Source organism: Methylobacterium sp. P5_C11 (assembly GCF_054049775.1).
This window is the reverse complement of the sequence record NZ_JBFULS010000022.1, coordinates 25,319-51,790: the sequence shown is the minus strand read 5'-3', so window position 1 is coordinate 51,790 and position 26,472 is coordinate 25,319. Positions and strand designations below refer to the sequence as shown.

The window sequence follows — 26,472 nt, the reverse complement described above, 5'->3', positions numbered from 1 at the left end:
GATGACAAAAATCCTCGTCGACGGCACCGAGGTCGATGTCCCCGCCGATTACACCCTGCTCCAGGCCTGCGAGGCCGCGGGGGCCGAGATCCCGCGCTTCTGCTTCCACGAGCGCCTGTCGATCGCCGGCAATTGCCGGATGTGCCTCGTCGAGCTGAAGGGCGCGCCGAAGCCGGTGGCCTCCTGCGCCTACGCGGTGAAGGATTGCCGCCCCGGCCCGAACGGCGAGCCGCCGGAGGTGCTGACGCGCTCGCAGGGCACCAAGAAGGCCCGCGAGGGGGTGATGGAGTTCCTCCTCATCAACCATCCCCTCGACTGCCCGATCTGCGACCAGGGCGGCCATTGCGACCTGCAGGACCAGGCCATGGCCTACGGGGTCGATTCGACCCGCTACACGGAGAACAAGCGCGCGGTCGAGGAGAAGCATATCGGCCCGCTGGTGCGGACCGCGATGAACCGCTGCATCCACTGCACCCGCTGCGTGCGCTTCCTCGCCGAGGTGGCGGGCGTGCCCGACCTCGGCGCGATCGGCCGCGGCGAGGACATGGAGATCACCAGCTACCTCGAGCAGTCGATGGCCTCGGAGCTCCAGGGCAACGTCGCCGACCTCTGCCCGGTGGGCGCCCTCGTGCACCGGCCGCAGAGCTACAACGTCCGGCCCTGGGAGCTGAACAAGACCGAATCGGTCGACGTGATGGACGCGGTCGGCTCGGCGATCCGCATCGACACCCGCGGCCGCGAGGTCATGCAGATCGAGCCGCGGATCAGCGAGGAGATCAACGAGGAGTGGATCTCCGACAAGACCCGCTACCACATCGACGGGTTGCGCATGCAGCGCCTCGACCGGCCCTACCTGCGCGAGAACGGCCGGCTGCGGCCCGCCTCCTGGGGTGAGGCGTTCCAGGCCATCGCCGCGAAGGTGAAGGGCACGGATCCGAAGCGCATCGGCGCGGTCGTCGGCGACCTCGCAGGCGTCGAGGAGATTTTTGCGCTTCGCGAACTGATCAAGAGCCTCGGCTCGCCCAACCTCGACTGCCGCCAGACCGATCCCGGCCTCGACCCGGCGCTGGGCCGCGCCTCCTACATCTTCAACCCGACCATCCCGGGCATCGAGGCGGCGGACGCGATCCTGATCGTGGGCGCCAATCCGCGCACCGAGGCGTCGCTGCTGAACGTCCGCATCCGCAAGCGCTGGCGCATGGCGCCGCTGGCGGTGGGCGTGATCGGCGAGCCGGTCGACCTGACCTATCCGAGCCACTACATCGGCGCCGGCCCGGACTCGCTGGCGGCCCTGGCCCGGGGCGAGCACAGCTTCCTCGAGGTGCTCAAGGAAGCGAAGGCGCCGCTCGTCCTCGTCGGCGCCAATGCCGAGCCTGGCATCCTGGCCGCGGCGGCCACGCTCGCCAAGGCGATCGGCGCAGTCTCGACCGAGTGGAACGGCTTCGGCGTGCTGCACACGGCCGCCGCCCGCGTCGGCGCCCTCGATCTCGGCTTCGTGCCAGGGGAGGGCGGCCTGACCTTCGCGCAGATGCTGGAGCCGGGCGCGCTGGACGTCCTGTTCAACCTCGGGGCCGACGAGCGCGACGTGCCGCCGGGCGCCTTCATGGTCTACCAGGGCACCCACGGCGACCGCGGGGCCTCCCGCGCCGACGTGATCCTGCCGGGCGCCGCCTACAGCGAGAAGTCGGCGACCTGGGTGAACACGGAGGGCCGTGTCCAGATGGGCAACCGCGCCGCCTTCCCGCCGGGCGACGCCCGCGAGGATTGGGCGGTCCTGCGCGCCCTGTCGGACGTGCTGGGCCACCGCCTGCCGTTCGATTCGCTGACCGCGCTCCGCCGGGCACTCTATGCCGCGCACCCGCATCTGGCCGCGGTCGGGGCCGTGGAACCCGGCAACGTCGCGGAGGCGTTGGAGCGGCTCGCCAGCCTCGGCGGCACGGCGAGCGGACCGGCCTTCGCCTCCCCGGTGACCGACTTCTACCTCACCAACCCGATCACCCGCGCCTCGCGCATCCTCGCCGAGTGCTCGCGCATCGCCCGGGAGCGCGCCGCCGAGGCGCAGCCCCTGGCGGCGGCCGAGTAGGAGCCATCGATGACCCCGCTCGAGATCCTCGGGACCGTGCTCCTGATCGTGCTGAAGAGCTTCGTGCTTCTGTCCGCACTGCTCGTCTTCATCGCCTACGCGCTGCTCGCCGACCGGAAGATCTGGGCGGCGGTGCAGCTCCGCCGCGGCCCGAACGTGGTCGGGCCGTTCGGCCTGTTCCAGTCCTTCGCCGACCTGCTCAAGTTCGTGCTGAAGGAGCCCGTCATCCCCGCGGGCGCCAACAAGGCGATCTACCTGCTGGCGCCGCTGGTCTTCGCGATGCTGGCCCTGTCGAGCTGGGCGGTGATCCCGCTGGCGGACGGCTGGGCGATCGCCGACATCAACGTCGGCATCACCTACATCTTCGCGATCTCGTCGCTCGGCGTCTACGGCGTCATCATGGGCGGCTGGGCGTCGAACTCGAAATACGCGTTCCTGGGCGCACTCCGCTCGGCGGCGCAGATGATCTCCTACGAGGTCTCCCTCGGCTTCGTGATCATCTGCGTGCTGCTCTGCGCGGGCTCGCTCAACCTCTCGCGCATCGTGATGGCGCAGGACACCAGCCTCGGCCTGTTCGGCTGGTACTGGCTGTGGCTGTTCCCGATGTTCGTGGTGTTCTTCATCTCGGCGCTCGCCGAGACGAACCGGCCGCCCTTCGACCTGCCGGAGGCCGAGTCGGAGCTCGTGGCCGGCTACATGGTCGAGTATTCCTCGACCCCGTACCTGCTGTTCATGCTCGGCGAGTACGTCGCCATCATGAGCATGTGCGCCCTGGGGACGATTCTGTTCCTGGGCGGCTGGCTGTCGCCGATCCCGTTCGCGCCGTTCACCTGGGTGCCGGGCGTGATCTGGTTCACCCTGAAGGCGAGCTTCCTGTTCTTCCTGTTCGCGATGGTGAAATCCATCGTCCCCCGCTACCGCTACGATCAGCTCATGCGCCTCGGCTGGAAGGTCTTCCTGCCGATCTCGCTGGTCTCGGTCGTGGTCGTCGCCTTCGTGCTCAAGCTGACCGGCCTCGCGCCGGGCGCCTGAGCCCACCCTTCGCATCGGAGATCCGGGCATGAAGCTCGATCAGGTCGCCAAGAGCCTCCTCCTGAAGGAGTTCGTGTCGGGGATGGTCCTCGGCATGCGCTACTTCTTCAAGCCGAAGGCCACGATCAACTACCCGTTCGAGATGGGCCATCGCGGCCCGCGCTTCCGGGGCGAGCACGCGCTGCGCCGCTATCCCAACGGCGAGGAGCGCTGCATCGCCTGCAAACTCTGCGAGGCGATCTGCCCGGCGCAGGCGATCACCATCGAGGCCGGTCCCCGCCGCAACGACGGCACCCGCCGCACGACGCGCTACGACATCGACATGGTGAAGTGCATCTATTGCGGCATGTGCCAGGAGGCCTGCCCGGTGGATGCCATCGTGGAGGGTCCGAACTTCGAATTCTCGGTGGAGACCCGGGAGGAGCTGCTCTACGACAAGCAGAAGCTCCTGCTGAACGGCGATCGCTGGGAGCGCGAGATCGCCCGCAACATCGCGATGGATGCACCGTATCGGTGACGCGTCATCCCGAGGGGCGGTTTCCGGCCTTCGGACGAAGATGATGCCGAATCAAGGATCTCGTGCCCCGCGCCGGTTCCGGTTTCCGGCGCGATGCTCTAGAGCCATGCCGAGGGCGCTGTTGTGCCCCCGCCGACCGGGTTCTATAGACGGGCCGCCCGCTGCGGACCGTTTCAACGCACGGCAGAAGGGGCCGCTTCGGCGGCCGATCCCGACCAGCGCATGACCGCAGCAGCCGCCTTCTTCTACCTGTTCGCGAGCGTCACCGTCGCGTCGGGCTTCATGGTGATCGCCTCGCGCAATCCCGTCGCCTCGGTGCTGTTCCTGATCCTCGCCTTCGTGAACGCCGCTGGGCTGTTCGTCCTGATGGGCGCCGAGTTCCTCGCGATGATCCTGGTGGTCGTCTACGTGGGCGCTGTGGCGGTGCTGTTCCTGTTCGTGGTGATGATGCTCGACGTCGATTTCGCCGAGCTGCGCCAGGGCTTCCAGCAATACCTGCCGATCGGCGGCCTGATCGGGGCGATCTTCCTGGTCGAGCTGCTGCTGGTGGTGGGCTCCTGGAGCATCGATCCGGGCCTCGTCCAGGCGCCCCTCGGCAACGTCGCGGCGGCCGAGAACCTCACCAACGCGCAGGCCCTGGGCCGGGTGCTCTACACGGACTACGCCTACTTCTTTCAGCTCGCCGGCCTGATCCTGCTGGTCGCCATGATCGGCGCGATCGTGCTCACGCTGCGCGACCGGCCCGGCGTCAAGCGCCAGAACATCGCGGTCCAGAACGCCCGCACCCAGGCCATGGCGGTGGAGACCCGCAAGGTTCCGTCGCGCCAGGGTGTCGAGGTCTGATGCGCGGTCTGATGAACGCCGGGAGATTCGAACGATGATCGGCCTGAGCCACTACCTCACCGTCGCGGCGATCCTGTTCACGCTCGGCGTGCTCGGCATCTTCATCAACCGCAAGAACATCATCGTCATTCTGATGTCGGTCGAGCTGATCCTGCTCTCGGTCAACATCAACCTCGTCGCCTTCTCGACGCAGCTGAACGACATCACCGGACAGGTCTTCGCCCTGTTCGTGCTGACCGTCGCGGCGGCCGAATCGGCCATCGGGCTGGCCATTCTCGTGGTGTTCTTCCGCAACCGCGGCTCCATCGCGGTTGAGGACGTCAGCATGATGAAGGGCTGAGGTCTTCTTCTTCGCGCGCCCCGACTGACATCCGGACGCCGCCGCCAAGCGGCCGGCCCGGAGGACGGACTGCAAGAGAGCGATGTATCACGCGATCGTCTTCTTCCCGCTGATCGGCTTCCTGATCGCCGGCCTGTTCGGCCGGTACATCGGGGCGCGGGCCTGCGAGTACATCACCACGGCGTGCCTCGCCTTCACGGCGCTCATCGCCTGGGGCGTGTTCCTCGACGGCGGCCATGCCGAGCGGGTGCAGGTGGCGTCCTGGTTCTCGGCCGGCGACCTGCAGGTCGACTGGGCCTTCAAGGTCGATACCCTGACCCGGGTGATGCTGGTGGTGGTGACSACSGTSTCSWCSCTCGTGCACCTCTAYTCCRTSGGCTACATGGASGAGGATCCGYACCGGCCGCGSTTCTTCGSCTAYCTSTCGCTGTTCACCTTCGCCATGCTGATGCTGGTGACSGCSGACAACCTCGTGCAGATGTTCTTCGGCTGGGAGGGCGTGGGCCTCGCCTCCTACCTGCTGATCGGCTTCTGGTACGAGAAGCCCTCGGCCAACGCCGCCGCCATGAAGGCGTTCATCGTCAACCGCGTCGGCGATTTCGGCTTCTCCCTCGGCATCTTCCTGGTCTTCGTGCTGACCGGCTCGGTGGCGTTCGACGCGATCTTCGGCAAGGTCGACGCGATCAAGACGCTGTCCTTCCACTTCCTCGGCTACGACTGGAACGCCCTGACGCTGGCCTGCCTGCTGCTGTTCATGGGCGCCATGGGCAAGTCGGCGCAGTTCCTGCTGCACACATGGCTGCCGGACGCCATGGAAGGCCCGACCCCGGTCTCGGCGCTGATCCACGCCGCCACCATGGTCACCGCGGGCGTGTTCATGGTCGCTCGGCTGTCGCCGCTCTTCGAGGAAGCGCCGAACGCGCTGATCGTCGTGACGGTGATCGGCGGCATCACGGCGTTCTTCGCGGCCACGGTCGGCCTCGTCCAGAACGACATCAAGCGGGTGATCGCCTACTCGACCTGCTCGCAGCTCGGCTACATGTTCGTGGCGCTGGGCGTCGGCGCCTACTCGGCCGGCGTGTTCCACCTGTTCACCCACGCCTTCTTCAAGGCTCTGCTGTTCCTGGGCGCCGGCTCGGTCATCCACGCGATGCACCACGAGCAGGACATGCGGAACATGGGCGGCCTGCGCCGCTACATCCCCTACACCAGCGCCATGATGGCGATCGGATCCCTCGCGCTGATCGGCTTCCCCTACACGGCTGGCTACTACTCCAAGGACGCGATCATCGAGGCCGCCTACGCCTCGACCCGGCCCGGGCATACCCTCGCCTTCCTGTGCGTGGTGGTGGCGGCCTTCTTCACCTCGTTCTATTCCTGGCGCCTGTTCTTCATGACCTTCGAGGGTCCGGCCCGCTGGGGCGCGCATGCGGCGCACGGCCATCACGACGCCCCCGCGGTGGCGCACTCGGCCATGGCGTACGAGGCCGACGGTGCCCCCGGTCACACCGAGGGCGTCGCCCACGACGATCACGGGCACGACATCGAACCGGCCCACAAGAGCGACCTCGTCGCCGACGACCATCACGGGCACGGCCACCACGGCGACCGCACCCCCCACGAGAGCCCGCTGGTGATGACGATCCCCCTGGCGATCCTCGCCTTCGGGGCGCTGTTCGCCGGGATCATCTTCCACGACCGATTCATCGGTGAGGGGATGGACGCCTTCTGGGGCCACGCCCTGGCACACGGGCCGAACAACCACATCATGCACGAGATCCACGAGGTCCCGGCGCTCGTCTCCTACGCGCCGCTGATCATGCTGATCCTCGGCTTCGTGCTGGCCTTCTGGATGTACATCCGCCGGCCGGAACTACCGGGCCAGCTCGCCGCGCAGCAGCCGTCGCTGTACCGGTTCCTGCTCAACAAGTGGTACTTCGACGAGATCTACGACCGGATCTTCGTCCGCCCGGCCAAGGATTTCGGCCTGTTCCTCTGGAAGCAGGGCGACGGCCGGATCATCGACGGGCTCGGCCCCAACGGCATCGCGGCCCGCGTCGTGGACGTGACCCGCGGGGTGGTTCGCCTCCAGACCGGCTACCTCTACCACTACGCCTTCGTGATGCTCATCGGCGTCGCCGGCCTGATCAGCTGGTACCTGATGTCCGGCCTGCCCAAGGGTGCTCACTGACATGCTCGGCCTCGGCATCCTCTCCGGCCTGCTGATCGTGCCGCTCTGCGGCGCGGCCTTCATCCTGACGCTGAACGGCGACGAGGAATCGGTCGCGCGCAACAGCCGCTGGGCCGCGCTCGCCACCACGATCGTCACCTTTCTCCTCTCGCTGGTGGCCTGGAGCCGCTACGACGCCGCCTCGTCGAGCTTCCAGCTGGTGGAGAGCCACGCGTGGCTCACCGAGACGATCCGGTTCAAGCTCGGCGTCGACGGCTTCTCGATGCCGCTGATCCTGCTGACCACCTTCCTGATGCCGTTCTGCATCGGCGCCTCGTGGCACTCGATCCACTTCCGGGTGAAGGAGTACTTCGTCGCCTTCCTCGTCCTCGAGACGACGATGATCGGCGTGTTCGCCTCCCTCGATCTGCTGCTGTTCTACCTGTTCTTCGAGGCCGGCCTGATCCCGATGTTCCTGATCATCGGGATCTGGGGCGGCGCGCGCCGGATCTACGCGAGCTTCAAGTTCTTCCTCTACACGCTGCTCGGCTCGGTTCTGATGCTGCTCGCCGTGATGGCGATGTACTGGCAGGCCGGCACCACCGACATCCCGACCCTGCTGCAGTACCGCTTCCCGGTGCAGATGCAGACCTGGCTGTGGCTCGCCTTCTTCGCCTCCTTCGCGGTGAAGATGCCGATGTGGCCGGTCCATACCTGGCTGCCCGACGCCCACGTCGAGGCGCCCACCGCCGGCTCGGTGATCCTGGCCGGCATCCTCCTGAAGATGGGCGGCTACGGCTTCATCCGGATCTCGCTGCCGATGCTGCCGGTGGCGAGCCACGACTTCGCGCCCCTCGTCTTCGCCCTGTCGGTGATCGCGATCATCTTCACATCGCTCACCGCGATGATGCAGACCGACATCAAGAAGCTGATCGCCTACTCGTCGGTGGCCCATATGGGCTTCGTGACGCTGGGCCTGTTCACCCTGAACGAGCAGGGCATCCAGGGCGCGCTGTTCCTGATGATCTCCCACGGCATCGTCTCGGGGGCACTCTTCCTCTGCGTCGGCGTGGTCTACGACCGGATGCACACCCGCGAGATCGCCGCCTATGGCGGCCTCGTGAAGCGGATGCCACTCTACGCGGTGGCCATGCTGGTGTTCACCATGGCCAATGTCGGCCTGCCCGGCACCTCCGGCTTCGTGGGCGAGTTCCTGGCGATGCTCGGCGCCTTCAAGGCGAACCCGAACGTCGCGTTCTTCTCGACCTTCGGCATCATCCTGTCGGCGGCCTACGCCCTGTGGCTCTACGCCCGGGTGGTCTACGGCAAGCTGGAGAAGCCGAACCTCCAGGGCATCCTGGATCTGGATCTCCGGGAAAAGATCATCCTGGCGCCCCTGGTTGCTCTGACGATCTACTACGGCGTCCATCCGGCCCCCGTGCTCGACGTGTTCGCGCCCTCGACCGACGCGCTGATGACCAGCATGAAGGCCGCCCTGTCCAACACCCAGACCGCGGCCGCCGCGCTGCCGGTCCCGCGCTGAGACGGAAGACATGCCCACCGTCCACTCCGTCCTGCCCTCGCTGGCCCCGCTTCTCCCCGAGCTGATCCTCAGCATCGGGGTGCTGGTCCTGATCCTCTACGGTGCGTGGCGCGGCGAGCGCTCCGCCGAGACCGTGAGCATCGGCGCCCTGATCCTGCTCCTCGTCGCCCTCTCGGCGGTGATCTCCCAGCCTGTGCATGGCCGGGTGACGACCCTGTCGGGCGCCTTCGTGTCGGATTCCTTCTCCAAGGTGATGAAGTCGCTGGTGCTGCTCGGCTCCTCGGCGACGATCCTGCTGGCGCACGACTTCTTCAAGCGCGAGCGCATCGATCGGTTCGAGTTCCCCGTGCTGATCGTGCTCTGCACCATCGGCATGATGGTGATGGTCTCGGCCAACGACCTGATCGCGCTCTATCTGGGCCTGGAGCTTCAGTCGCTCGCCGCCTACGTGATCGCGGCGTTCCACCGGGACGACGCCAAGTCCACAGAGGCGGGCCTGAAGTACTTCGTCCTCGGGGCGCTCTCGTCGGGCATGCTGCTCTACGGCGCCTCGCTGATCTATGGCTTCACCGGGACCGTCTCGTTCCCCGGCATCGTCTCGGCGCTCAACGAGAATGCCGGCATGGGCGTCGTCCTCGGCATCGTGTTCGTGGCCGCGGGCGTCTGCTTCAAGATGTCGGCGGTGCCGTTCCATATGTGGACGCCGGACGTCTACGAGGGCTCGCCGACGCCGGTGACCGCCTTCTTCGCCTCCGCGCCCAAGATGGCCGCCGTCTCGATGACGGTCCGCGTCTTCATCGGAGCGCTCCCGGATGTGACCGCGGTCTGGCAGCAGATCTTCGTCTTCGTCTCGGTGGTGTCGATGGCCCTCGGCTCCTTCGCGGCCATCGGCCAGACCTCGATCAAGCGCCTGATGGCCTATTCGTCGATCGCCAATATCGGCTACGCGCTGATCGGGCTCGCCTGCGGCTCCGAGGAGGGGATCAGCGGGCTCGTCACCTACATGATCATCTACCTCGCGATGACGCTCGGGACCTTCGCGATCATCCTGTCGCTCCGGCGCCGGGACGTGATGTTCGAGTCGATCGAGGACCTGTCGGGCCTGTCGCGAACCCATCCGTGGCTCGCCTTCTGCCTCGCCGCGATGATGTTCTCGCTGGCCGGAATCCCGCCGCTCGCCGGGTTCTTCGCGAAGTTCTACGTGTTCGCCGCCGCCATCAAGGCGGGCCTCGTGACGCTGGCGGTGATCGGCGTGGTGACCAGCGTGGTCGGCGCCTATTACTACCTGCGGCTGGTCAAGATCATGTATTTCGACGAGCCGAAGGAGCCCTACGAGGCGATGGCCCCGGGCCTGCGCGTGGTGCTCGCCCTGTCGAGCGTCGTGGTAGTGCTGTTCTTCCTGCTGCCCGGACCGCTGGTCGGCGCCGCCGGCCGGGCCGCACGGTCGCTGTTCTAGGGCGGCCTTGCCCTACCGACTTGGGTTGGAGGCGCGCGGCCAGGGCCACCGCCTGCACGTCCACGACACCCTCGGATCCACCAACACGGAGGCCATGGCGCGGGCGCGCGCGGGCGAGACCGGCCCGCTCTGGGTGGTGACCCACCGGCAGGAGGCGGGGCGCGGGCGGCGCGGCAACACCTGGGCCTCGCTGCCGGGCAACCTTGCGGCGAGCGTGTTGTGGCCCATCGCCGGGGTGGCGCCCGACCACCTCGCCGAACTGGGCTTCGTGGCCGGCCTCGCGCTGATGGACGCGCTGGAGGCGGCTTGCGGCACCCTGCCGGATACCGGATCCGGCCGTGACGCCCGATCTTGGCAGCTCAAGTGGCCGAACGACGTCCTGCTCGGCGGCGCCAAACTCGCCGGCCTGCTTTTGGAGGCCGAGACGCTGCCGGGCGGCCGGCGCGCCGCGGTGATCGGCTTCGGCGTCAACGTAGCGGCGTCGCCCGAGGGGCTCGGCGCGGCGAGCTTGACGGGGGCGGGTTACGTCGGGGACGCCGAAGCGCTACTGGAACATCTCTCGGACCGCATGGTTGCGCGGACGCGCGGCTGGGACCGGGGACGGAATTTCGCTGCCCTGCGCGCCGATTGGCTCGCGCGGGCCGCCGGTCTCGGATCGGAGATCGCGGTGCGCAGCGGCGGGCACATCCTGCGGGGCGTGTTCGAGACGATCGACGAGGGGGGGCGGCTCGTGATCCTCGCCCCCGATGGGAATCGGCATACCGTGACGGCGGGCGAGGTGCATTTCGGAACGGCCGCGACGGCGGCCTGAGTTTGGACGACGACAGATGGCAATGGGACAGGAGGAGCTGGTCTTCCTGCCGCTCGGCGGCGTGGGCGAGATCGGAATGAATGCGGCGCTCTACGGGTTCGGCCCCGAGAAGGGCCGGAAGTGGATCATGGTCGATTGCGGCATGGGCTTCGCAAGCGAAGAGAAGATGCCGGGGGTGGACCTGATGTTCCCCGACCTCTCCTTCATCGAGGAGCGGCGCAAGGACCTGCTGGGGATCTTCATCACCCACGCGCACGAGGACCATATCGGGGCAATCTCGGAGTTGTGGCCCCGGCTCAAGGTGCCGGTCTACGCGACCCGCTTCGCCAAGAACCTCCTGGAGACGCGGCGCCTCTCGGAGCCCGGCGCCCCGAAGGTCGACCTGCGGGAGGTGAAGCCCGGCCGGCGCGTGACCGTCGGACCGTTCGAGCTCGAATACGTGCCCGTCTCGCACTCGATCCCGGAATCGAATGCGATCGCGATCCGCACCGCGGCAGGGCTCGTGCTGCACACCGGCGACTGGAAGATCGACCCGACCCCGGTGGCCGGCTCGGTCACCTCGCCGGAGGCATTCACGGCGCTCGGCGACGAGGGCATCCTCGCCATCGTGTGCGACTCGACCAACGTCGTGCGCGAGGGATTCTCGCCCAGCGAGAAGACCGTGGCGGAGACCCTCAAGACCCTGATCTCGGACGCCCCCCACCGCGTCGCGGTGACCACCTTCGCGTCGAACGTCGCGCGCATCCGCGCGGTGGCCGAGGCGGCGGCGGCCTGTGGCCGCGAGGTCATCGCGGTCGGCCGGGCCATGGACCGGGTCATCGATGTCGCCCGCGAATGCGGCTACCTCGACGGCCTGCCGGACTTCCGCCGGGCGGATTCCTGGAAGAGCCTGCCGCGGGAGCGGGTCGTGGCCCTGCTGACCGGCTCGCAGGGCGAGCCGCGGGCGGCGCTGGCCCGGGTCTCCCGCAAGGACCATCCGGACATCAGCCTCGCCCCGGGCGATCAGGTGATCTTCTCATCGCGCGCCATCCCCGGCAACGAGCGCGATGTCGGGTCGATCATCAACGACCTGATCGAGCAGGGCGTCGAGGTGATCACCGACCGGACCGAACTCGTCCACGTCTCCGGCCATCCGCGCCGGGACGAGATGGTCGAGATGTACAAGTGGACCCGCCCCGGCACCGCGATCCCGGTCCACGGCGAGGCCCTGCACCTCGACGAGCATGCCCGCTTCGCCCGGGCGCAGGGGGTGCAGAACGTGGTGAAGGCCCGGAACGGCAGCCTGATCCGCCTGAGCCCCGGCACGCCGGCGGTGGTCGATCACGTGAAGGCCGGCCGGCTGTTCAAGGACGGCGACGTCCTGATCGACGAGAAGGACCGGGCGATCCCCGAGCGGCGCAAGCTCATGCAGGCGGGCCTCGTCTCCGTGGCGATCGCGATCGACGAGGACGGCGTGGTGCTGGGCGAGCCGGCCGTCGACATCATCGGCCTGCCGAACCGCGGCCGGACCGGCGAGCCGCTGATCGAGACCGTGGTGGACGCGGTCTCGCGCACCCTGTCGGGGATGTCGCGGGGCAAGCTCAAGGACTCGGAGAGCGTCGAGAAGACGGTCGACCGGGCCGTGCGCACCGCGGTCAACGAGGTCTGGGGCAAGAAGCCCGCCTGCCACGTGCAGGTGGTGGAGGCGTGATCTTGGCGGCCGATACGGGGGCGCGGTAACCTGCGGGGCCTCGCGGCGGCCGGATTGCCTGGTCGGCGGCCGGATGCGGTTCAGATCCCCTCTCCCGCACGGGAGAGGGAACGGTCGCTCGAGGCGCTCCGCCGGCGTCTCGCCGACAACCAATGAAGCTCCCGGACAGGGAGCCAGCACGCTGGGGAGGAGCATCATGATCGGCCGTCTCAATCACGTGGCCATCGCCGTGCAGGATCTCGACGCCGCCTGCGCGGTATACCGCGACACGCTCGGCGCCACGATCACGGCGCCGCTGCCGCAGCCGGAGCACGGCGTGACGGTGGTCTTCGTCGAGTTGCCGAACAGCAAGATCGAGCTGATGTCCCCCCTGGGCGAGGGCTCACCGATCGAGGCCTTCGTGGCGCGCAACCCGGGCGGCGGCATCCACCACGTCTGCTACGAGGTCGACGACATCCTGGCCGCCCGCGACAGGCTCAAGGCCGAGGGCGCCCGGGTACTCGGCTCCGGCGAGCCGCGGATCGGCGCCCACGGCAAGCCCGTTCTGTTCCTGCACCCGAAAGACTTCCTGGGCACCCTGGTCGAGCTGGAGCAGGTGTGAGCGGGATGATGCACAGCTTGGCCCGCTCGACGCCGGTGACGCTGGCGGCGATCACCGTGCTGATCGCCGCCTTCGTGGCTGCGGCGGTGGGCCTGTTCAAGCTGACGGTGGGCGGCGCGATCGCCCTCTACTTCGTGGTCTGGTGGACGCTGCTCTTCGCGGTCCTGCCCCTGCGCAACCAGCCGGAGACGCGGCCCAGCCACGTCGTGCCGGGCCAGGATCCCGGCGCACCGGCGGCGCCGCGCCTGCGCGAGAAGGCCATCTGGACGACGCTGGTGGCGGGGGCCGCGTTCCTGATCGCCCTGGCGGTGTTCCCGCTCACCGGGCTGTAGCGCGGCGCGAAGCCGTTCACCGCAGTCAGCCCCAAGGTGGCATCACGTCCGGCCTCCGGCTCGGACCGGCGTCGAGGGCGCTCGCGCGTCCGATCGCGAGCCGGTACCAGGAAGCGCGACAATAAAAAAAGCAAGGCGCGAGGCCTTGCTTTTCAAGCTGCAGTGGCTCGACCTTGAGATGTCCCTCGCATTACCTGCGGGGCGGTCGCTTTTCCTCCCGAGACTCGGACCTTGCGCCGCCTCTTCCGGGCGTCGCAAACATCGCCGGACGCTTATAGGAACAACAATTCGTGTTGTCACCGGGCCTGCGAGAAAAATCTGCGCTTTCTTGCCGGCAAATGGGCAGACCGCTTCCGTCCTAGGCAACCATCCCGCCGGAGCCGGCCCGCCGCCTCCGGTTCGCCGCGATTACGCCGCGCCGTGGTCGTGCAGTGCTTGTAATTTACGTCACCGGCGTGTTGTGTGCCGGCGCACCGCGGCTCGTCCCGGCCGGATTCACTCCCAAGACTCTGACGATATGCGTCTCTCCCGCTACTTCATGCCGACCTTGCGCGAGACGCCCAAGGAAGCCGAGATCGTCTCGCATCGGCTGATGCTGCGCGCCGGGCTCGTGCGCCAGGAGGCCGCCGGCATCTACGCCTGGCTGCCGCTCGGCCTGCGGGTTCTGGAGCGCGTCTGCGCGGTGATCCGCCGGGAGCAGGACCGCGCGGGTGCGATCGAGATCCTGATGCCGACGGTGCAGTCGGCCGAGCTGTGGCGGGAATCCGGCCGCTACGAGGCCTACGGCAAGGAGATGCTGCGCCTGAAGGACCGGCACGACCGCGAGATGCTCTACGGCCCCACCGCCGAGGAGATGGTCACCGAGATCTTCCGGGCGAGCGTGCGCTCCTACAAGGATCTGCCGAAGAATCTCTATCAGATCTCGTGGAAGTTCCGCGACGAGGTGCGGCCGCGCTTCGGCACGATGCGCTCCCGCGAGTTCCTGATGAAGGACGCCTATTCGTTCGACTTCGACCAGGCCGGCGCCCGCCACGCCTACAACCGCATGTTCGTGGCGTACCTGCGCACCTTCGCGGGCCTCGGCCTGAAGGCGATCCCGATGCGCGCCGATACCGGCCCGATCGGCGGCGACCTGTCCCACGAGTTCATCATCCTGGCCAAGACCGGCGAGAGCGAGGTCTTCTGCGACAAGGCCTATCTCGACTTCGCGATCCCGCCCGAGACCGTGGATTTCGACGACGTCGCCGCCCTGCAGGGCATCGTCGACGGCTGGACATCGCACTACGCCGCCACCGAGGAGATGCACGAGCCGGAGGCCTTCGCGGAGGTCGGCGAGGAGAGCCGGCTGGCCGCCCGCGGCATCGAGGTCGGGCACATCTTCTATTTCGGCACCAAGTATTCCGAGCCGATGGGCGCCAAGGTCGCCGGGCCGGACGGGATCGAGCGGCCGGTCCATATGGGTTCCTACGGCATCGGCCCGAGCCGGCTGGTGGCGGCGATCATCGAGGCGAGCCACGACGAGGCCGGCATCATCTGGCCGGATTCGGTCGCGCCCTTCGACGTCGCGCTGATCAACCTCAAGGTCGGCGATGCCGGAACCGACGCGGCCTGCGCGCAGATCCAGTCGGATCTCGAGACCGCCGGCCTCTCGGTGCTCTACGACGACCGCGACGAGCGCCCGGGCGCCAAGTTCGCCACCGCCGACCTGATCGGCCTGCCCTGGCAAATTATCGTCGGACCGAAGGGTCTCGCGGAGGGCAAGGTCGAGCTGAAGCGGCGCGCGGGGGGCGAGCGCGAGAGCCTCGCGACCGTCGACCTGCTGGCGCGCATCCGGCGCGTCTGAGACACACCGATGGCGGCATCAGCGGCGCTGGACCGGGTGAAGGGCTTCGCGGCGTCGCTCCGCGAGGGCACTGCGCCCTTCGCGCCGTTCGAGTGGATCCTCGCCGGCCGCTACCTGCGCGCCCGCCGCCGGGGCGGCGGCGTCTCGGTGGTGGCGTTCTTCTCGGTGCTGGGCATCGCGCTGGGCGTCGCCACGCTGATCATCGTCCTGTCGGTGATGAACGGCTTCCGGGCCGAGCTGCTGTCGAAGATCGTGGGCATCAACGGCCATCTCTTCGCCACGCCGATCGACCGGCCGTTCAACGACTGGACCGACCTATCGGATCGCCTGTCGAAGGTGGCGGGTGTGCGGGCGGCGGTGCCGCTGGTGGAAGGCCAAGCCTTCGCCTCGTCGCAATACGGCGGCTCGGGCGTCATCATCCGCGGCGTGCGGGCGGCCGATCTGGACGCCCTGGCAGCAGTATCGGCGTCGATCCGCGGCGGGACGCTGGAGGGCTTCGACGACGGCACGGGCGTCCTGATCGGGCGGCGGCTCGCCGACACGCTGGGCCTGCAGGCCGGCGACACGATCACCCTGGTGACGCCCAAGGGCTCGTCCACGCCGTTCGGGACCGCGCCGCGCACCAAGAGCTACACGGTCAAGGCGGTGTTCGAGGTCGGCATGACCGAGTTCGACCAGACCTTCGTGTTCATGCCGCTCCCCGAGGCGCAGGCGTTCTTCAACAAGGACGGCGACGTCAGCATGATCGAGATCTACGTCGACGATCCCGACCATGTCGGCGAGATGCGCGAGCCCCTGGAGATGGCGGCCGAGCGGCCGATCCTGCTCACGGACTGGCGGCAGCGCAACCGGACCTTCTTCGGGGCGCTGGAGGTGGAGCGGAACGTCATGTTCCTGATCCTCAGCCTGATCGTCGTGGTGGCGACGCTCAACATCGTCTCCGGCCTGATCCTGCTTGTGCGCGACAAGTCGAGCGACATCGCGATCCTGCGGACCATGGGTGCGACGCCCGGCACGATCATGCGGGTGTTCCTGATCAACGGCGCGCTGATCGGGATCGTCGGCACGCTCGGCGGGCTGGCGCTCGGCATCCTGATCACCCTCAACATCAAGCCGATCCAGCACGTGCTGTTTCCCGGCGCCTGGGACCCGACGGTGCGCTTCCTCGCCGAGATCCCGGCCCAGATGAACCCCAAGGAGATCACCGCCGTGGTGATCACCTCGCTGCTCCTGTCGCTCGCCGCGACACTCTATCCTTCCTGGCGCGCCGCCCGGCTCGATCCGGTGCAGGCCCTCCGCTACGGCTGACGGTCCGCCCACCGATGAGCGATTCGAGCCAGACGACCGGCGACCAGCCGGTCCCGGCCCTGTTCTTTTCCCGCGTCGAGCGGCGCTACGCCCAGGCCGAGGGCGCCCTGGAGATCCTGCGCGGGGCCGACCTCGCGATCTGGCCGGGCGAACTGGTGGCGCTGGTGGCGCCCTCGGGTGCCGGCAAGTCGACCCTGCTGCACCTCGCCGGCCTCCTGGAGCGGCCGGACGGGGGCGAGATCTATATCGGCGGCCATCCCACGGCGGCGATGGCGGATGCCGAGCGCACCCGCCTGCGCCGCGAGGAGATGGGCTTCGTCTACCAGTTCCACCACCTCCTGCCGGAGTTCTCCGCCCTGGAGAACGTGGTGATGCCGCAGCTCATCCGCGGCCTGAAACGCGCGGAGGCGAAGGCCCGCGCCACGGAACTCCTGAGTTTCCTCGGCCTGAAGGATCGCCTGCTCCATCGCCCGGCCGAGCTGTCGGGGGGCGAGCAGCAGCGTGTCGCCATCGCCCGGGCGGTGGCCAACGGCCCGCGGCTGCTGCTGGCCGACGAGCCGACCGGCAATCTCGATCCCGGAACCGCGGGCCATGTCTTCTCGGTGCTGATGTCCCTGGTCCGTGCCTCGGGCCTCGCCGCCCTTGTCGCGACCCACAATCTCGAACTGGCCGCCCGCATGGATCGCCGGGTGACGATCCGCGACGGGCTGATCACGCAGCTCGACTGAGCACGGGCGCGACGTCCCCGCGGGCGGGCGCGCCGGTCTCAAGCGGCGGCGGTGTCCGCAAGCGGATCCCGGTGAGGCCCGACACCGATCCCGGGGCTCGGGATCGGCTTCGCCGCTCATGAACCCCAAGGAACCGCAGCGTCGCCTGCCGGCGGCCGCGCCGCCGCCGGGCGTGTCTCCGCGGGGGCTGCGCGACGCGCCCGCGCGACCGATCGGCCCGAAGAGGTGGCGCATTTTAATCCCGCGCGCCGCGTGCGTCGAGGCACGTCATGGAAGACACCGGCTCCCTATCTTCAGATCACGCAAGACGAAACAGGGCCGATTGATCGGACTGTACTGCGGAGGAGTTTGATAACCACCATGAAGACCCGTATCGCCGCCGTCGTCACCGCGCTTGTCCTTGGCGTGGCTCCGATCTCGTCCGCCATGGCGGCCAACGGCGCCCGCTGGGCCGGCTTCGCCAACTCCGAAATCGAGACCACCGGCTCACTGGGCCTCGGGGTCCACGACAATCCCGCCTATGTGGGCTGCCCGCTGAGTTCGGCCGCGGAGGGCAACGCTGACCAGCAGACCCGGCCGGTCAAGCAGTACGGCCAGACCGCCGGCGGTTACCGCTGCTGATCAGACCGGAGGCCGGATGAAGCTCAAGGCTCTCTCCTACGTCATGATCGGCGCCTTCGTGACCGGCCTGCTCATGACGCTCTACGGCTCGGCCACGACCCTGCTGAGCCATTGACCTGCGTGCGCCGCTCCCATCAAGGGGCGGCGCCGCTCGCGCGCGGACAGCCCTGTCCGGGTCCGCCCGGCTGGAGCGATCAGGGGCCGCCCCGAGATCCCGCTCCGGACTCACCCTCCGCGGCCGCGGGGCGCGGTCCGGATCGGATGGCGGGACTCGTCAGCGCCTCGACGTAGTCGCAGGCGTCGAGGATGGCGTCGGAACTCCCCGCGATCCGCGCCTTCGCGGCCGCCGTTGCGCGTGCCACCGCGGGATCGGTGAGCAGACGGCCGAGCACCCGGGCCGCCCGAGCCGGGCGGAAGGCGCGGCGGCTCAAGGTGGCACCCAGGTCGCGGTCCTTCAGCCGCCGCCCCTCATCGAAATGGTCGAAGGCTACCGGAACGACGAGTTGCGGAACGCCCGCGGCCAGTGCCTGCGCCACCGTCCCGACGCCGCCGTGATGGACCAGGGCCGCGCTGCGCGGCAGGAGGGCGCTCAGCGGCGCGTAGGGCAGGTGGATGATCTCGGCGGGCAGCGGCTTCGGGATCTGGCCGCCCTGCGGGGCGAGCAGAACGCCGCGGCGGCCCATGCGCCGGCACAGCCGCACCGCGGTGTCGAAGAAGCCGGCGCCCTGGCGCATGGCCGAGCCGTAGGTGAACACGACCGGCGGCGCGCCTGCCTGGAGGAATGCCTCCAGCTCCGGCGGCATGGCCGCCACGTCGCCGAACCGGTCGACCAGCGGGAAGCCGAGCTGCACCGCCTGGTTCGGCCAATCGGCCTGCGGCGCGGCGTACCAGTCTGGGAACATCAGGAGCATACCGGTCGGGCTGTTCCACCAGTGCCGCAGCCGGTAGACTGGGTCGAGGCCCAGTCGCGCGCGCAGGGCGTTGAGCGGCGGCAGCGTGAACGGACCGACCGCGACCTGATCGACGCCGAGATTCACGTAGGCCCGCAGGGAAGCCGGGAGGAATCGCGGCAGCGGCAGGCCCGGCAGGCGGGGCGGATCGTACCGGCTCTCGATCAGGAACGGCATCACGTGCAGCGTCGCGGTCGGGAGATCGTAGAGATCCTGCGCGAGCCGTGCCCCCCATCCGAGCGGCGAGGCGACCACACGGAGGTCGACGCCCCGTCCCCGGGTCGCCCCGAGCCACAGGCAGGCCGCCTCGGCGACCTGGAGGGCGTAGTCGAACATCGGCCGGAAGCCCTGTTGCGGGTGCCACAGATCCGGCTGGCGGATCACCGCCTCGTAATCCGCCACCGTGCCGAGGGGCTGGAAGGCGAGGCCGGCCCGGCGGGCCATCGCCTCGAACGGAGCCGGAGCCGCCAGCGAGACGCCGTGACCACGCTTCAACAACTCGTGACCCAGCGCGATGAACGGCAGCACGTCGCCGTGTGTGCCGACGGCCACGAGGGCGACGTCGAACCGTTCGACCGTCCGGTGCGCGGGAATGGCTTGCTCCTTCGAACCCCCCGATCAGATGACGAGTTCGTCTCGGCGCGAGGGCATGCCAGCACGCCCGATCCGCATCAAGACACTTTTTACCGTAACCGATAGACGCGCAGGAATTATTGCGCGCCGCCTCTATCATTAGAACAAAACATGAACATACTGGGACCGGAACGCGGGAGGTACGACGATGCTGAAGCGGATGGTCCTGACCGGAATGGTCGAGTTCATGGCATTCGGACTTTTGTTCGCGGCGGTCGGCGCCTGGGCGATAGCCTTGGCACCGGTTCGTTAGCCGGATTTTTCCAACGCGCCCCCGGTTCCTCCGAGAGGCCGGTTATACACAGGCGATCGGCCCTGCAGGGGAGATCATCCACAGGCTTGGCCCGAACTGGTGCTTCCGGGGCACGACCGGTGGATATCGTCTATCGGCGGCCCGGCACACGTCGACTTGGAGCCGGCGAGCGGGGATGCTGCCCGACCCCTGAACAAGGTCGGCCATGCCACGCCAGCTCAAGGAGGTCGGATTCGTCCACCTCCACGTCCACTCGTCCTATTCCCTGCTCGAAGGGGCGCTGAAGGTCGGCTCCCTGATCAAGGCGGCGGTGGCCGACCGGCAGCCGGCCCTGGCGCTCACCGACACCAACAACCTGTTCGGGGCGCTGGAATTCTCCGAGAAGGCGGCTGGCGAAGGCGTTCAGCCGATTGCCGGGGTGCAGCTTTCGGTGGCGTTCGAGGCCGCCGATCCGCACCAGCGGCAGGCGCCGACGAGCCACGGCATCGTGCTCCTCGCCCAGGACGAGGCCGGCTACGCCAACCTGCTGCGGCTGGCGAGCCGCGCCTATTTCGATACGGCCCTCGGCGAGGCGCCGCGCCTGGACGCCGCGGCCCTCGTCGGTGCCTCGGAGGGGCTGATCGCCCTCACGGGCGGCCTGTCCGGCCCCCTCGACGCGGCATTCCGGGCCGGGCGGCCCGAGTTGGCCCTCGGCCGCCTCAGGAGCCTCAAGGAGGCCTTCGGCGAGGACCGGCTCTATGTCGAGCTGCAGCGCCACGGCCTGCCCGAGGAGGGGCGGATCGAGACGGCGCTCCTCGACCTCGCCGGCCGCCACGGTCTCGGGATCGTGGCGACCAACGAGCCCTACTTCGCCAAGCCCGACGATTACGACGCCCATGACGCGCTGCTCGCCATCGCGGAGGGCCGCCTCGTCTCGGACGAGCGCCGCCGCCGTCTGACGCCGAGCCACGCCTTCAAGACCCGCGCCGAGATGGCCGAGCTGTTCCGCGACCTGCCGGACGCGCTCCAGGCCACGGTCGAGATCGCCATGCGCTGCGCCGTGCGGGCACGGACCCGCAAGCCGATCCTGCCGAATTTCGGCGCCGTGGCGGCGGGGGAGACGCCCCCCATGGCCGAGGCCCTGGCGGAGGCCGCCGAGACGGGCGTGCAGGCGGTCTCGGCCGACGAGCCGACCGAGCTGCGCCGGCAGGCCGAGGCGGGGCTGGAGCTGCGCCTCAAGCAGCACGGCACGGCGCCGGGCTTCTCGGAAGAGGATTACCGCAAGCGCCTCGCGTTCGAACTCGACGTCATCGTGTCGATGAAGTTCCCGGGCTACTTCCTGATCGTCTCGGACTTCATCAAGTGGGCCAAGGACCACGACATCCCGGTGGGGCCGGGCCGCGGCTCGGGCGCCGGCTCGCTGGTGGCGTGGTCGCTGCTGATCACCGACCTCGACCCGCTCCGCTTCGGCCTGTTGTTCGAGCGCTTCCTCAACCCCGAGCGCGTCTCGATGCCGGATTTCGACATCGACTTCTGCGTGGAGGGCCGCGAGCGGGTGATCCGCTACGTGCAGCAACGCTACGGCGAGGGGCAGGTCGGGCAGATCATCACCTTCGGCACGCTGCTCGCCCGCGGCGTGCTGCGCGACGTCGGCCGCGTCCTGGAGATGCCCTACGGGCAGGTCGACAAGCTGACCAAGCTCGTTCCGCAGAACCCGGCCAACCCGGTGACGCTCGCCCAGGCGATCGAGGGTGAGCCGAAGCTGCAGCAGGCCATGGAGGAGGAGCCGATCGTCGGCCGGCTCATCGACATCTCCAAGAAGCTGGAGGGCCTGCACCGCCACGCCTCGACCCACGCGGCCGGCGTGGTGATCGGCGACCGGCCCCTGGAGGAACTGGTCCCGCTCTACCGAGACCCGAAGACCGGCATGCGGGTCACCCAGTTCAACATGAAGTGGGTCGAGCAGGCCGGGCTGGTGAAGTTCGACTTCCTCGGCCTCAAGACTCTGACCATGCTGCGGTGCTGCACGGATCTCCTGAAGGCGCGCGGCATCGACATCGACCTCGCCTCGCTGCCGCTCGACGACCCGAAGACCTACGGCCCGATGGGCCGCGGCGAGACGGTCGGCGTGTTCCAGGTGGAATCGGCCGGCATGCGCAAGGCGCTCTGCGAGATGCAGGCCGACCGGCTGGAGGACATCATCGCCCTGGTGGCGCTGTACCGGCCGGGCCCGATGGCCAACATCCCGGTCTATTGCGAGCGCAAGCTCGGCCGCGACGCCGGCAACGAGGCGACCTGGTACCCGGATCCGAAGCTGGAGCCGATGCTGAAGGAGACATTCGGCATCATCGTCTACCAGGAGCAGGTGATGGAGATCGCCAAGGTCCTCGCCGGCTACTCGCTCGGCGAGGCCGACATGCTCCGGCGCGCCATGGGCAAGAAGATCCGCGCCGAGATGGACGCGCAGCGCGACCGGTTCCTCAAGGGCTGCACCGAGCGCGGCCTGACCAAGGCCAAGGCCAACGAGATCTTCGACCTGCTCGCCAAGTTCGCCGATTACGGCTTCAACAAGAGCCACGCCGCGGCCTACGCGCTGCTCACCTACCAGACCGCCTATCTGAAGGCGAACTATCCGGTCGAGTTCCTGGCCGCCGCCATGACGCTCGACATCGACAACACCGACAAGCTCGCCGAATTCCGCCAGGACGCGCAGCGCCTCAAGATCACGGTGGAGCCGCCCTCGATCAACACCTCCGGCGAGGTGTTCGAGGTGCGCGACGGCAAGATCTTCTACGCCCTCGCGGCCATCAAGGGCGTCGGCCGCGAAGCGGTGCGGGCGCTGGTGGAGGCCCGGGGCGATCGGCCGTTCAAGGACCTCGCCTGCCTCGCCCGCCGCCTCAACCCGCGGCAGATCAACAAGCGCACCCTGGAGAGCCTCGTCCAGGCCGGGGCGCTCGACTGCATCGAGCCCGACCGGGCGCGGGCCTTCGCGGCGGTCGAGCCGATGATGAAGCTCGCCGCCAGCGCGGCGGAAGCCGAATCCGCCGGCGTCACCGACATGTTCGGCGGCGTGGTGGCGGACGACGTGTCCCTGCGGATCCCCCCGCACGAGATCTGGCCGATGGCCGACACGCTGAAGCGGGAATACGCGGCGATCGGGTTCTTCATCTCCGGCCATCCCCTCGACGAGTATGGCGACCTGCTCGACAAGCTGCGGGTGCAGAGCTGGACCGATTTCTGCCGCGCGGTGCGGGCCGGGACCTCCAGCGTCGGCCGGGTGGCGGCCTCCGTGCTCGACCGGGCGGAGCGGCGCACCAAGACCGGCAACAAGATGGGCATCGTCACCCTGTCGGACCGGACCGCCCATTTCGAGGCGATCATCTTCTCCGAGGGCCTCGGCCAGTACCGCGACATCCTGGAGCCGGGCCGCCCGCTCGTGCTCCAGCTCCAGGCGAACCTGGAGGGCGAGGACGTGCGCGCCCGGATCCTCACCGCCGAGCCCCTAGACCAGGCGGTGGCCCGCCACCAGAAGGGGATCCGCATCCACCTGAGCGATCCGCGCGGCGTCGCGCCCGTGCAGCAGCGTCTGTCAATGCGCGGGGAGAGCGAGGTCTCGCTGATCCTCAAGCTCGACGGCGGCAGCCGCGAGGTGGAGATCCGACTGCCCGGCAAGTTCCAGGCGACGCCGACGCTGGCCGGCCAGCTCCGGACCGTGCCAGGGGTGGTGCAGGTGGAGGTGAGCTAGAACGGCGCCGCGAGGCAGCCGGCGAGGGCGTCCTTCAGCGCGGCGGCGTCGGCCTCCGCCACCGTGGCCGTCGCGGTCAGGGCCGGATCGCCGGAGCGTGGGCTCGCCTGCGTCCAGGTAAGCTTGGCGCCGGGCTGGCTGAGCGCCTGGGCGAGCCCGCGCAGGGGATCGTCGCCGCGGCGGGCGCCCGTCACCGTCAGGGTGAAACCCGCATCCGCCCCGGTTGCCGCGCCCTGAACCGGGATCCGCACCGAGCGCACGCTGCCCGCGCTGGAAACCAGGATGCCGGTGAGGGGGGGTTCGCTGCCGGAACCTGCGAGCCCGGCGAAGTCGAAGCGCGGCGCCAGCTCGGCGAAGCGCGGTACTGTCAGCGCCGCCGAAAGGCCGGTCCCGCCCGGATCGCAGGCGAGGTGCAGGGTCGCCGGGCGCCGATCCGGCCCCAGCTCCGCGGCGCCGGTGAGGGTCGCGCTGCCACCGGGCGCCCGGGCGCCGCCGGCGAGCAGCGGTGTCTGCCCGGTGAGGATGTCGGACAGCCGGTCGCCGCGACTCAGCGGCCCCGCCAGGAGCGCCACGGCGGCGATGCCGACGACCGCGAGGGCTACGCCGATCCGGAGCCGCATCTCATCCTCCGCCTGTGGACATCCCGGGCCGGCGGCATAGACGAACGCGGCCGGCCCGCAACCCTTCCTTCACCACGCCCGCAGAAATCCGGCTGCAAGTCCACCTGTGTGCAGCGCAGCAACTCCTTAAAAAGCGATCGATCCTATGCACCGGCGCTCAAGCTTGAGCGTCGCCATGCGCACGAAGATCCTGCTCGCCCTCACCCTCCTGGTCTACGTCACCACCGGCCGCGCCCCCGGCATCCGGGAGCCGCGCAACCCCGATGCCGAGCATGCGGGCGGTCGCGTCGCGGTGGTGATGAAGCGCGCCTGGACCTGAACCTCACGCCCCGGGCACGCAGACCCGGAGCCGGTCCGCCACCAGGGCCTGGAGATTCCAGAGATGGCGGTCGCGGATGCCGAGGCGCTCGCAGGCCTCCACGGTCCGGAACAGGTATTCCGCGCTCGGTCCCTTGTGCCCGCAGGCGGCGGCGATCTTCTCCGCGATCTCGGCGTCCGAGAGGCGGCCGGCGTAGCGGTCGCTGGCGCGGTTGGCCAGGAAGGTCAGCGCCGACACGGTCCCGGCCTCGGTGGCGACCGGCAGCCAACGGGCGACGTAGCCCCGGCCGCGCATCTCCCGTCGCCAGACCGGCATCAGCGTCTCGCGGATCTCCATGCCCGGCAGGCGGAAGGCGACGCCCCGGCAGAGGCCGCCGCGATCGAGGGCCAGGACGAAGCCCGGTCGCTCCGGCGTGCCGCGGAACCGGCGCTGGAGCAGGCAGAATCGGCGATGGAAGCCGCGGACGGTGCCGATCCGGCGCTCGATGACCGCGAACTCCGGATTCCACATCAGCGAGCCGTAGGCGAAGACCCAGAGGTCGCGGCCCTCGCGCCCGGCGACGATCGCGTCGAGCCCCGGGCGCAGTTCCGCGTCGCTCAGCACGTCGAGGGCGCTCGGATCGTCGGGCACCGGCTCGGAATGGGCACGGGCGATCAGGTCGAGGCTGAGGTCGAGGGCGCGGGTGGCATCGGCGGGCATGGCCCGTCAACGCGGATCCGTCACGGCTTGTTGCCCATCGCGTCCAGTTCGAGGAAGGGTCGGCTGCGATGGCCGGTGCAGACCTCGTCGTCGTCGATCACCTCGAACCGGTCGGCCGCGTAACGCATCACCGCCCTCGGCCGCTCGGGCTTGCCGAAGGTGCGGCCGTACATCCGGCCCGACACGCAGTAGATCACCCGGCCGGCATCCGCGATCGGCCCGGCGATCCGGCTGCCCTCGAACCGCACCGGCAGCAGCGAGACCGAGCCGAAGGCGACCTGCTTGAGCGCCAGGGCGGCGATCCGCTGGAGGAGGGCCGGGGAGGGCGCGTCCTCGGTCACGGGCTTCGGGGGCCGCGGCGCGGCCTGCGCCCCGGCGGCGATCAGGATCAGGCAGGCGGCGAGGGCGGCGCGGGGCGGCATCGGCCCTGCCTACGCCGCCGAGGTTGCCCGGGGCTGGACAATGCGCGCGGGCAGCGCCGGACCGCACGCCTTCCTATATGGGTCTGATGAGCGGAACGCGTCCGTCGCGCGCCGCGCCCCTCTCACCGCGTGACGCGACCCGCGATGCAATGGACCGACGACGCCCTGGTGCTCGGCCTGCGCCGGCACGGGGAGACCGGCGTCATCCTGGAGGCGATGACCGAGAACCACGGGCGCCATCTGGGACTCGTGCATGGCGGGCGCTCGCGCCGGATGCAGCCGGTGCTGCAGCCCGGCAACCGGGTCCGGCTGACGTGGCGGGCGCGCCTCGACGAGGGCCTCGGGTCCTACGGGGTTGAGCCCCTCGAGTCGCAGGTCTCGCGGATGATCGGGTCGAGCCTCGCCCTCTACGGCCTGGGCCACATGGCGGCCCTGCTGCGGCTCCTGCCCGAGCGCGATCCCCATCCAGGCCTCTACGCGGCGGCCGGGATCCTGGTCGCCCACCTCGACGACCCGACGATCGCGCCGCCCCTGATGGTGCGCTTCGAGCTGGCGATCCTGTCGGAACTCGGCTTCGGCCTCGACCTGACCGCCTGCGCGGCCACCGGCGACAACGACGCCCTGGCCTACGTGTCGCCGAAGAGCGGCCGGGCCGTGAGCGCCTCGGCGGGCGAGCCGTACCGGGACCGCCTGCTGGCACTTCCGAGCTTCCTGCATGCGGGCGGCCCCCCCGGCCCCGACGGCGTTGCGCAAGGGTTTACCTTGACGGGGTACTTCCTGGACCGGCACGTCTGGGCGCCCCGCGGCCTCGGGCCTCCCGAGGAGCGGGCGCGATTCGTTGCGCTCGGTCGCGAGGCCGAGTAATGTTCGCTTTCTGTTCTCAACCGTCGCTCCGGGGGGCTGCGGGCGGGCCCGGAATCCAGAATCGCCGCAG

Annotated in this window: 23 protein-coding genes; 19 read left to right on the top strand and 4 right to left on the bottom strand. The window is 69.3% G+C overall.

Annotation, left to right across the window (positions count from 1 at the left end; translation table 11 throughout):
• Window position 1 precedes the first annotated feature (1 nt).
• The 16 genes from nuoG (at window position 2) to ACXJKQ_RS13795 (ending at window position 17,918) form a co-directional block, all read left to right on the top strand.
• Window positions 2-2,083 carry an NADH-quinone oxidoreductase subunit NuoG gene (nuoG, locus tag ACXJKQ_RS13870; RefSeq protein ID WP_457106315.1) on the top strand — a complete coding sequence of 694 codons (2,082 nt, stop codon included), beginning with the start codon at window positions 2-4 and terminating at the stop codon, window positions 2,081-2,083.
• Window positions 2,084-2,092: 9 nt separating this feature from the next.
• The gene (gene nuoH / locus ACXJKQ_RS13865; RefSeq protein WP_457106314.1) at window positions 2,093-3,115 is read left to right on the top strand and encodes an NADH-quinone oxidoreductase subunit NuoH; all 1,023 of its coding nucleotides are present in this window, start codon (window positions 2,093-2,095) and stop codon (window positions 3,113-3,115) included.
• Window positions 3,116-3,143: 28 nt separating this feature from the next.
• Window positions 3,144-3,632 carry an NADH-quinone oxidoreductase subunit NuoI gene (nuoI, locus tag ACXJKQ_RS13860; protein WP_043354217.1) on the top strand — a complete coding sequence of 163 codons (489 nt, stop codon included), beginning with the start codon at window positions 3,144-3,146 and terminating at the stop codon, window positions 3,630-3,632.
• Window positions 3,633-3,854: 222 nt separating this feature from the next.
• A complete protein-coding gene (locus ACXJKQ_RS13855; protein WP_457106313.1) occupies window positions 3,855-4,475 on the top strand; it encodes an NADH-quinone oxidoreductase subunit J in 621 nt (206 codons plus the stop codon).
• Between the two features lie 34 nt (window positions 4,476-4,509).
• Complete coding sequence (gene nuoK, locus ACXJKQ_RS13850) at window positions 4,510-4,815, top strand: NADH-quinone oxidoreductase subunit NuoK (RefSeq protein ID WP_010686008.1); 306 nt, start codon at window positions 4,510-4,512, stop codon at window positions 4,813-4,815.
• Window positions 4,816-4,897: 82 nt separating this feature from the next.
• The gene (gene nuoL, locus ACXJKQ_RS13845) at window positions 4,898-7,006 is read left to right on the top strand and encodes an NADH-quinone oxidoreductase subunit L (protein WP_457106312.1); all 2,109 of its coding nucleotides are present in this window, start codon (window positions 4,898-4,900) and stop codon (window positions 7,004-7,006) included.
• Window position 7,007: 1 nt separating this feature from the next.
• Window positions 7,008-8,528 carry an NADH-quinone oxidoreductase subunit M gene (locus ACXJKQ_RS13840; protein ID WP_457106311.1) on the top strand — a complete coding sequence of 507 codons (1,521 nt, stop codon included), beginning with the start codon at window positions 7,008-7,010 and terminating at the stop codon, window positions 8,526-8,528.
• A 10-nt stretch (window positions 8,529-8,538) separates the two neighbouring features.
• On the top strand, window positions 8,539-9,984 hold the full coding sequence (nuoN, locus tag ACXJKQ_RS13835) for an NADH-quinone oxidoreductase subunit NuoN (protein WP_457106310.1): 1,446 nt from the start codon (window positions 8,539-8,541) through the stop codon (window positions 9,982-9,984).
• Between the two features lie 7 nt (window positions 9,985-9,991).
• Entirely contained in the window at window positions 9,992-10,795 is an 804-nt protein-coding gene (locus tag ACXJKQ_RS13830) for a biotin--[acetyl-CoA-carboxylase] ligase (RefSeq protein ID WP_457106309.1), read from the top strand.
• A 16-nt stretch (window positions 10,796-10,811) separates the two neighbouring features.
• Window positions 10,812-12,485, top strand: a complete 1,674-nt coding sequence (locus ACXJKQ_RS13825; RefSeq protein ID WP_457106308.1) for a ribonuclease J — start codon at window positions 10,812-10,814, stop codon at window positions 12,483-12,485.
• 196 nt (window positions 12,486-12,681) lie between these two features.
• Complete coding sequence (gene mce, locus ACXJKQ_RS13820) at window positions 12,682-13,086, top strand: methylmalonyl-CoA epimerase (protein WP_457106307.1); 405 nt, start codon at window positions 12,682-12,684, stop codon at window positions 13,084-13,086.
• A gap of 5 nt (window positions 13,087-13,091) precedes the next feature.
• A complete protein-coding gene (locus tag ACXJKQ_RS13815; RefSeq protein WP_457106306.1) occupies window positions 13,092-13,418 on the top strand; it encodes a DUF1467 family protein in 327 nt (108 codons plus the stop codon).
• Window positions 13,419-13,935: 517 nt separating this feature from the next.
• On the top strand, window positions 13,936-15,261 hold the full coding sequence (proS, locus tag ACXJKQ_RS13810; protein ID WP_457106305.1) for a proline--tRNA ligase: 1,326 nt from the start codon (window positions 13,936-13,938) through the stop codon (window positions 15,259-15,261).
• Window positions 15,262-15,270: 9 nt separating this feature from the next.
• Window positions 15,271-16,569 (top strand): lipoprotein-releasing ABC transporter permease subunit, encoded by a 1,299-nt coding sequence (locus tag ACXJKQ_RS13805; protein WP_457106304.1) that lies wholly within the window; start codon window positions 15,271-15,273, stop codon window positions 16,567-16,569.
• Window positions 16,570-16,583: 14 nt separating this feature from the next.
• Window positions 16,584-17,297 carry an ABC transporter ATP-binding protein gene (locus ACXJKQ_RS13800; RefSeq protein ID WP_457106303.1) on the top strand — a complete coding sequence of 238 codons (714 nt, stop codon included), beginning with the start codon at window positions 16,584-16,586 and terminating at the stop codon, window positions 17,295-17,297.
• 360 nt (window positions 17,298-17,657) lie between these two features.
• Window positions 17,658-17,918: a hypothetical protein gene (locus ACXJKQ_RS13795; protein ID WP_457106302.1), complete on the top strand. Its 261-nt coding sequence runs from the start codon at window positions 17,658-17,660 to the stop codon at window positions 17,916-17,918.
• Window positions 17,919-18,112: 194 nt separating this feature from the next.
• On the opposite strand, the gene ACXJKQ_RS13790 is transcribed toward ACXJKQ_RS13795, so the two are convergent.
• On the bottom strand, window positions 18,113-19,420 hold the full coding sequence (locus tag ACXJKQ_RS13790) for a glycosyltransferase (RefSeq protein ID WP_457106301.1): 1,308 nt from the start codon (window positions 19,418-19,420) through the stop codon (window positions 18,113-18,115).
• Between the two features lie 539 nt (window positions 19,421-19,959).
• On the opposite strand from ACXJKQ_RS13790, the gene dnaE reads away from it, so the two are divergent.
• The gene (gene dnaE, locus ACXJKQ_RS13785; RefSeq protein WP_457106300.1) at window positions 19,960-23,478 is read left to right on the top strand and encodes a DNA polymerase III subunit alpha; all 3,519 of its coding nucleotides are present in this window, start codon (window positions 19,960-19,962) and stop codon (window positions 23,476-23,478) included.
• Here the strand turns inward: dnaE and ACXJKQ_RS13780 are convergent.
• The gene (locus ACXJKQ_RS13780; RefSeq protein WP_457106299.1) at window positions 23,475-24,098 is read right to left on the bottom strand and encodes a hypothetical protein; all 624 of its coding nucleotides are present in this window, start codon (window positions 24,096-24,098) and stop codon (window positions 23,475-23,477) included. The two genes, dnaE and ACXJKQ_RS13780, sit on opposite strands and share 4 nt — an antisense overlap.
• A 175-nt stretch (window positions 24,099-24,273) precedes the next feature.
• Here ACXJKQ_RS13780 and ACXJKQ_RS13775 point away from each other — a divergent pair, with 175 nt between their 5' ends.
• Entirely contained in the window at window positions 24,274-24,417 is a 144-nt protein-coding gene (locus tag ACXJKQ_RS13775) for a hypothetical protein (RefSeq protein WP_164706385.1), read from the top strand.
• Window positions 24,418-24,420: 3 nt separating this feature from the next.
• Here ACXJKQ_RS13775 and ACXJKQ_RS13770 read toward each other — a convergent pair whose 3' ends face one another.
• On the bottom strand, window positions 24,421-25,116 hold the full coding sequence (locus ACXJKQ_RS13770) for a gamma-glutamylcyclotransferase (protein ID WP_457106298.1): 696 nt from the start codon (window positions 25,114-25,116) through the stop codon (window positions 24,421-24,423).
• Window positions 25,117-25,136: 20 nt separating this feature from the next.
• Entirely contained in the window at window positions 25,137-25,538 is a 402-nt protein-coding gene (locus ACXJKQ_RS13765; protein ID WP_457106297.1) for a hypothetical protein, read from the bottom strand.
• Between the two features lie 144 nt (window positions 25,539-25,682).
• On the opposite strand from ACXJKQ_RS13765, the gene recO reads away from it, so the two are divergent.
• Window positions 25,683-26,402 carry a DNA repair protein RecO gene (recO, locus tag ACXJKQ_RS13760; protein ID WP_457106296.1) on the top strand — a complete coding sequence of 240 codons (720 nt, stop codon included), beginning with the start codon at window positions 25,683-25,685 and terminating at the stop codon, window positions 26,400-26,402.
• The last annotated feature ends 70 nt before the right edge of the window (window positions 26,403-26,472 follow it).